This is a genomic window from Rhodoferax sp., assembly GCF_028688795.1.
Lineage (GTDB): Bacteria > Pseudomonadota > Gammaproteobacteria > Burkholderiales > Burkholderiaceae_C > Rhodoferax.
This window is the reverse complement of sequence record NZ_JAQTXM010000071.1, coordinates 1-6,778: the sequence shown is the minus strand read 5'-3', so window position 1 is coordinate 6,778 and position 6,778 is coordinate 1. Positions and strand designations below refer to the sequence as shown.

Here is a 6,778-nt window from a genome sequence, read left to right as displayed (position 1 = left end):
CTCGGTGATTCGCTGGGTGAGATGGCGCTGTATTTCGGCTTGGCCGATGTGGCCCTGCTGGGTGGCAGCTTTGAGCCGCTGGGCGGTCAAAACCTGATCGAGGCGGCGGCCTGCGGCTGCCCGGTGGCGATGGGTCCGCACACATTCAATTTTCTGGACGCGGCTGAACAAGCGCAGGTGGAGGGCGCGGCGCTGCGGGTGGCGGACATGGCCCAAGCCCTTGCGGTGGCCGGTGCGCTGTGTATGGACCGCACTCGCCTGGAAGCCGTCCAGCAGGCAGCCAAGCGTTTCGCACAAGCACATCAAGGGGCAGCCCAGCGCATGGCGAAAGTGTTGGTGATCGAAATTTCTCAAGGAACTTGGCGGAAGTAGTGGCTGATTTTTCCGTTGAATGGTTTCAAGTTCTTCTTGATCATTGACCAAGACGTAACTTACCAGTGATGGTGTCCTTCAGACCGGACGTTGCATCCCGTCGAATTCGGTGGGTGACATGGCCAGGCTCTGGGCTGGTGGCATGGCCTGTGCCAAGCAGATGCATTCGTGACGGTTTGATTCAAATCAAATTTCTTCTCCAAACACCGTAAAGTTTTTCCCATTCAAAGTTTGTGGCTATATGATGCGGCTACATGAAAAAATGTGAAGCCGAGGTAAAGAACTTGGCTGCAGACTTTATAGCGGTGAAACAGCGACTCGCAAACGAATGTGTGTCGGTTAACAAAACACGGTGGCAAGTATGAAAAGTTCATTGATTCGGTGGAGTGCAGCCTGTGTCATGCTGGCCGCCATGGCAGGTTGTGGCGGCGGGGGTGGTGGCGCGGCAGCGCCTGCACTTCCGGCGAATCAGGTCATCGCGTCTGCCAGCGCCCTGGCGTCCAACGACACGGCCATCAATTCGTCCGCGTCTTTCACGGTGCTGCAAAATGCCGGCGTTCCGGCGGTCACCATCAACAGCCCGCCGGTGGTGAACTTCACAGTGTTCTCGGATGGCGCCGTCAAGACGGGCCTGACCATTGCCGATATGAGTTTTGCCATTGCAAAGCTGGTGCCAGGCGCCAATGGTGAGCTGGATCAATGGGTCAGCTACATCTCTCGCACTGAGACGGCGAAAGCAGATGTAGGGCCTGGCGGTACACCCGTGCTGGCCACGGCCGTGCAGGCCACCACCGATGCCAAACAGGCGAGCCAACTGGTGTACAACCCTGACGGTTATTACACCTACACATTCAAAACAGATGTGAAAGACCCGGCTAAAACCAACGGGGTTGTTTTCGAGCCAAACCGTACCCACCGCATCGCCATTCAATTAAGTTACAAAAATGCAGCGGGTGAAACGGTGCGCGTCAATCCCTACATTGACTTCACCATTGACGCCAACGGCAAATCGGTGCTGGTGACCGATCCGTCAAAAACCCGCAAGATGACCGATGTGTCTTCTTGCAATGGTTGCCATGAGAAGCTGGCTTTGCACGGTGGTGGACGCGTAGACACCCAGTACTGTGTGATGTGCCACAACCCCGGTACGATCGATGCCAACAGCGGCAATGTGCTTACCCTGTCGACCATGGTTCACAAGATTCACGCTGGTAGATTGCTCTACAGCAAGATCGCTGAAGGCGGCGAAGATTACACCATTTGGGGTTACAACAACACCAAGCACAGCTATGCTGAAGTGGGCTTCCCGCAAGACCTGCGCAACTGCAGCGTCTGCCACACTGGTGCCAACCCCAATACCCCGCAGGGCGACAACTGGAAAACGGAGGCCAGCAAGGGCGCTTGTCTTACTTGCCATGCCAACAAAGTCGGATCTGCATGGGAAGTCAGCCACAAACCATTCGCTGTTTCTTTTCTCAAGAATTCAGCGGCACAAGCCACAGATTTGAAGGATGGCTTTTGCGCGGGTTGTCACGCTCCTGGTACCAACATTTCGCCCGAACGTGTCCACTGGAATCAGAATGAAGAGAACGCGGCCAAGTACAAGATGAACATTGAGAGTGCTGTTTTCAACGATACCGCTGACAAAACAGCGCGCACTGTCACGGTCACCTACTCGTTGACCAATCCGCTGGATGGAACGGCTTACGACCTGGCTTCCAATGCCCCCAAATTTGGTAGTCTGCGCTTGATACTCGCTTATCAAAACATGACCGGGCAGCTGACCAATGGGCAGCCCGGCCCGGTGACTGAGTTCTCTGCCTATAACAACGGCGGTCGTACCGCATCGGCAGGTGCAAGCACCGGCACCAATATTGGTAATAACCGCTACACCGTGAACATTTCTGTTCCTAACGACTCTTCAACGGCTATCGCCTCCGGAACAGCCCGTGTCGTCAGCTACGGCCAGATCAAGGAAAACAAACTGGATGTCCAAACAAGGTTGGAAGTCTCGCCAGTTACGACCGTCAACGTGGTTGTACAGCACACTTACAAAGATGTGCTGATCAGCGGTTCCGCCTTGAATCCTCGCCGTGCAATCGTTTCCAACGAGAAATGCAATGTCTGCCACGGTGCGCTGGGGACGACTTCGGGTTCAAACACGCTTGCGAATGCCTTCCACGGCGGCGCCCGCAATACGGTTGAATCTTGTGTGGTGTGCCACGATGCCAATCGGGTTTCTTCCACGGTCATGACCGATGGCTCAAGCTTTAACGAGTCCTACCATTTCAAGCGCATGATCCATGGCATCCATGGCAATTCGCGACGCGCCAGTCCGTTTACCTATGACAACCAAGAGATTGGCATCTTCTGCAATCCGGCCGGAACCACTCAAATCGCCAAGGATCTGTGCGCAGCGAACGCTGCTTTGCCTGTGCCTCTGGTTTTGGCTCCGGACGTCGAAAATTACGCAGCAGAAGTTGCCTATCCAGGCGTTGGTCTGAACTGCAACGCCTGCCACGTCAACGATTCCTATAAGCAGGACTTGGGCACGCTGGGCTCCGTCATCAAGAAAGACGTTGGCGTCACTGACCCGAACGGCTGGAAAGTCATCTCGCCTAAAGTGGCATCGTGCACCGCCTGCCATGACTCTGCCAAGGCCATTGAACACGTCACGCTGAACATTGGTGACCCAGGCGCCGTGTTTGGTACCAGAACACAGGCTGAACTCCTTGGCTTGCCTGCTGAAACCTGCAACGACTGCCATGCACCTGGCGCACGTCAGGCTGTCGACTTGGTTCACGGCCAAAAATAAACATGAATGAAGGAGTTGGGATGAGAATCAAGCGCGTTATCGCCATTGCCGGTATGTTGCTGTCAGGCTGGTTCAGCCCGGTTTGGGCTGCGACCGAAGCCGAGGCCGAGCCTACCGGGGCAGCCTTTTGTGTCACTTGTCATGACTCCGAGGACATGACCGACAACAGCCGCTCTGCGCACGGTTTTGTTGCCGACAAACGCGCGCCCGACTGCATCACTTGTCATGGCAAGAGCGAAGCTCATACCTACAATCCCGCCAAGATCAACCCGCAACCCAAGCCTGACATCACTTTTGGCAAGTCGTTTGGCAAGGTCAGTACGGTCGCTGCTCATGACAGAAACCGTGCTTGCCAAAGTTGTCATGACAAAGACCAGAAGCGTGCCTTGTGGTCGGGCTCAAGCCACGAAAATGCAGGTGTTACATGCGACACCTGCCACCAGGTCCACGCCAACAAAGACAAAACCCTGAATAAAAAAGTGCAAGCCGAGACTTGCTACACCTGCCACAAAGAACAGCGCACGCAGTTGAACAAGCCATCGCACCATCCAGTGCCTGAAGGCAAGATGACCTGCTCGGACTGCCACAATGTGCACGGCTCAGCCGGCCCCAAGCTTGTCAAGCGCGACAGCATCAACGACACCTGCTATACCTGTCACGCCGAAAAGCGCGGCCCTTTTGTGCAGCAGCACGACCCGGTGGCTGAAGACTGTAGCACATGCCACAACTCACACGGCAGCACTGTCGCCGGCATGCTCAAAACGCGAGCACCCATGTTGTGTCAGCAGTGTCATACGCCTCACGCCGCGGGTAATGTCGGCGCGCTGGGCGGCCAAAGCGGCGTTTACACGCTGGCACCGGGTCAAACCTTGCCCCAGGTGAGCAGCTTGTCCAGCGGCAAGAACGTCGTCAACATGTGGCAGGGTCGCAGTTGCATGAACTGCCACACGCAGGTTCACGGATCCAACAGTCCGTCAAGCACCAACCCGTTGATGCGCTGAAGCACGGAGACCCATCATGATCAGGCCACATTCCATGTTTACGTTTAAGCGCACAGCACTTGCTTTGGCAGCCTGTGCAGCCTTGTTCCCCGCACACGCCCAAAGTCCGGCTGAAACCACCATCGCAGCGGGGCTAGGAGTTTTTAGCGGCAAAGGTGCTGACCGCGCCCTGTTCAATCAATACCGAGGCGTGGACAAAGACAGTAGCGTTGCCGCCATGCTGGACATCGATTACAGCCTGCGTCAGGACGAGACTGGCGATTGGGTCGATTTCCAGGGTTATGACTTGCTCTATGACACACGCGAGTTGGATCTGGTCTGGAAAAAACCGGGCGATTGGAAACTCACCGCCGAGTATGGCGGTTTGGTCCGAAACGACCTCAATCAGGTCAACACCGGTGTGTTGAACTTCGGTTCCACCGCGCCGCAAGTGGTCGCTTTGCCGCCCGGCACCGGTGCCAATGTCGATTTGCAGACCAAGCGCACCAAACTGGGCGTTGGTTACACCAAAATCTTCAGCCCGCGCATGCAGTTGTCGGTTGACCTCAAGACTGAAAAGAAGGAAGGCACCCGCTTGTTTGGTACGGGTTTCAATTGCGCAACCGCGCTTGACCCCAGTTGCCTGGGCAGCACTGCCACCAGCATTGGCTGGGCCACCTTGATGCTGCCCGAGCCCATTGACGCCAACCACAGTCAGATCGAAGCGCGCCTGAGTTATGCCCTCGAAAAATTGCGCTTCAGTGTGGGCTACTACGGCTCGTTTTACCGCAACGCCAACACCGCCCTCAATCCAACGGTTTCGGGCAGTTTGTACGACCCGGTGGGCACGCTGTTGCCAAGCTCGGCCACTCTGCTGGGCTACCTGAACCAGGCGGTGGCATTGTCGCCAGACAACCAGGCGCATCAGCTGGACCTCAGTGGTAACTACGACTTCACCGACAAGACCCGCGGCACCTTCAAACTGGCCTACAGCAAGGCGTCACAAGACGATGGTTTCAGTTCACCCAGCCGCACCGGGCTGACCAGCCTGGATGGTCAGGTTGATACCAAGCTGGTCCAGTTCGGCATTACTTCGCGGCCCATGCCTAAATTGTCATTGCTGGCCAACGTGCGTTACCAGGACAAAGACGACCAAACTCCCATCGCCTATTACAACCTGGTAAGCGTCAACCCTGATACCCTGGCCTATACCAACCGCAACTTGTCCAACCGCAAGACCGGTGGCAAGCTGCAGGCCAGTTGGCAGTTCAACCCTGACTACCGTGGCACGGTGGGTGCCGACTACGAGGCCATTGACCGCGGCGAGTTCACCGCCACCAGCGCCATCGCCGGCACCAGTGCGCTGCGCCAAAAAACCAATGAGACGACCGTACGCGCCGAGCTGCGGCGCCGCATGTCAGAGAACATGAGCGGTGCCATCAGCTTGTCAAGCAGCGAACGCGACGGCTCGGGTTGGCTCAAGGACAATGCCGGCTTGGGCGTCACTGAAGTCAGTGCCAACGACCCCGCACTTGCCACGGGCGTCTTCATGCCCACGCTGGCAGATCGTCAGCGCGACAAAGTCAAGCTGCAGGCTGACTGGACCCCCAACAAAGACTTGTCACTGCAGTTCAGTGCCGAACACGGCAACGACAAGTACAAAACACCCAGCGTCTATGGCCTGCGCGACACGCGCATGAACCAATTCAACCTGGACTGGGCTTATGTGATTTCATCCAAATGGGGACTCAACGGCTACTTGTCAAAAGGTCTGCAGAGCTTCAATCAGGCCCGCAGTGCGGGTTATGTGATGAGTTTTGACAACACCAGCACCAGTCTCGGCCTTGGCTTTACCGGCAAGCCCATGAGCCAGCTCCAGGTGGGCGGCAACCTGTCTTATGTCAACGACACCAGCAAATACGCACAGGGGCTCGACAGCACGGCGACGCCCTATAGCGTCGCATCGCTGACAGCCAGTGGCGGTCTGCCGGACATTACCTTCCGTCAAACCGCACTCAAATTGTTCGGTACCTACGCGCTCGACAAGAAGTCTGCCGTGCGGGTTGACTTGATCCACCAGAAATCAAGCTACAACGACTGGACCTGGTCGTACAACGGCGTGCCCTACCGGTACTCCGACGGCACCACGGTCACACAAAAAGCAGATCAAAGTGTGAGCTTTCTCGGTGTCACTTACATCTACCAAATGAAGTAAATCGGCACCACTCGCAGCCGCGCCCGACAGGCGCGAGCTGATGCTTTCGGGCTACGTTGGCGGCAAATCTGAACCCCCTTGGTGAACGCCAGCGGGGTTTCTTTTTTATCTGTGTGTATGTATCAATAAATCGTAAAGTATTGATATTTAAGGCATTTATTCCACGCTGTGACAAACCCGTACAAGCCCAAGGGACTAATCAAAAAAAGATTGATCTAACGCAAATGTTGGACAGTTTAAAGACGAGGCTTCGCTTGTGTAAAGCTTTGGTAAATTGATAATGAGGCCTTCCAAAGTCAACGCCTAAGGAGGCACACGTGAAACATGTCGAACTTGCAAGGAAGACCAAATCTTCCTCTCATTGGACCAGGCTTGCTGCGGTAAGCCTGCTTGCCG

General features: G+C 55.8%; 4 protein-coding genes. All 4 read left to right on the top strand.

The annotated features are described in order from the left end of the window. Positions 1–372, top strand: a 372-nt coding sequence (locus PHQ58_RS22875) for a 3-deoxy-D-manno-octulosonic acid transferase (RefSeq protein ID WP_367187373.1), incomplete at its 5' end; no start/stop codon positions are given. Positions 373–733: 361 nt separating this feature from the next. Continuing rightward, entirely contained in the window at positions 734–3,187 is a 2,454-nt protein-coding gene (locus PHQ58_RS22870; protein ID WP_300116049.1) for an OmcA/MtrC family decaheme c-type cytochrome, read from the top strand. Positions 3,188–3,207: 20 nt separating this feature from the next. After that, complete coding sequence (locus tag PHQ58_RS22865) at positions 3,208–4,188, top strand: DmsE family decaheme c-type cytochrome (RefSeq protein ID WP_300116047.1); 981 nt, start codon at positions 3,208–3,210, stop codon at positions 4,186–4,188. A gap of 34 nt (positions 4,189–4,222) precedes the next feature. Next, positions 4,223–6,382, top strand: coding sequence for an MtrB/PioB family decaheme-associated outer membrane protein (locus PHQ58_RS22860; RefSeq protein ID WP_300116045.1), 2,160 nt, complete (start codon positions 4,223–4,225; stop codon positions 6,380–6,382). Positions 6,383–6,778: the final 396 nt, after the last annotated feature.